Below are 951 nucleotides of genomic sequence, written 5' to 3' on the forward strand. Positions count from 1 at the left end.
CGCTTTGCATTTAAAAAATTTATCATTCGCAATGCTTATGGGTTTTTTTGTCGAGTTTTTATTGAGTTATAATTCATTAAACTCAAGACCCGTTTTAAGTTTTAATAGTACTACATACGATAATAATATATGCAGTACATTAGCTGGAGCATGTTCGAGTTTAGCAAGATTAACAAGACACCCATTCTAATTGTTGAAGTTTAGCGAACTAAGTACTAGGCTTTTATCAGTGCAAAAAATAAGTAGAGTGTCTTATGGCAATCGCAAGAAAGCGTCAAGTAAGTTTGGTTGATACAAAATATTATCATTGTATTTCACGGTGTGTTCGACGTGCCTTTCTGTGTGGTAAAGACCACTTTACAGGTAAGTCTTACGAACATCGACGAGGCTGGGTTGAAGATAAGCTACTTGAATTAGCGAAGGTATTTTGTATTGATGTGTGTGCTTATGCGGTAATGAGTAATCATACCCATTTAGTACTGTATGTTGATGACAAAAAAGCGAAACGGCTGAATGATAAAGCCATAGTTATTCGCTGGCATAAGTTGTGTAAAGGGACGTTGATTACACAAAAATACCTGCAGGGCGAAAAGCTAAGTAAAGCTGAGCTTATCTTTTTTAATCAAACAGTAAACCAATACCGTGAACGTCTATCAAGTATTAGCTGGTTTATGCGCTTATTAAATGAAAGTATTGCGCGCAGAGCAAATAAAGAAGATAACTGCACAGGTAGATTTTATTCGCTGCCATCCATGGCGCTCACCCTTCGGGCCGCCTAAGGCGTTCAAAGTTGTTCCTTACAACTTTGTGGGAGGGGCGTTTTAAATCTCAAGCATTACTAGATGAAGCAGCGCTTGCGGCGTGTATGGCGTATGTCGATTTAAACCCAATTAGAGCTAAAATGGCTAACACTCCAGAAGAGTCAGACCATACCAGCGCTCAAGTACGCTT

General features: G+C 38.7%; 1 protein-coding gene and 1 pseudogene. Both read left to right on the forward strand.

Features of this window, described 5'->3' with window-relative positions:
• On the forward strand, positions 1-190 hold a 190-nt coding region (locus tag P20652_RS21170; protein ID WP_237707151.1), incomplete at its 5' end, for a hypothetical protein.
• Positions 191-254: 64 nt separating this feature from the next.
• Positions 255-951, forward strand: a pseudogene (locus P20652_RS18920) (transposase); the annotation flags it as partial.

Source organism: Pseudoalteromonas sp. BSi20652, assembly GCF_000239855.1.
In the GTDB taxonomy this organism is placed as follows: Bacteria; Pseudomonadota; Gammaproteobacteria; order Enterobacterales; family Alteromonadaceae; genus Pseudoalteromonas.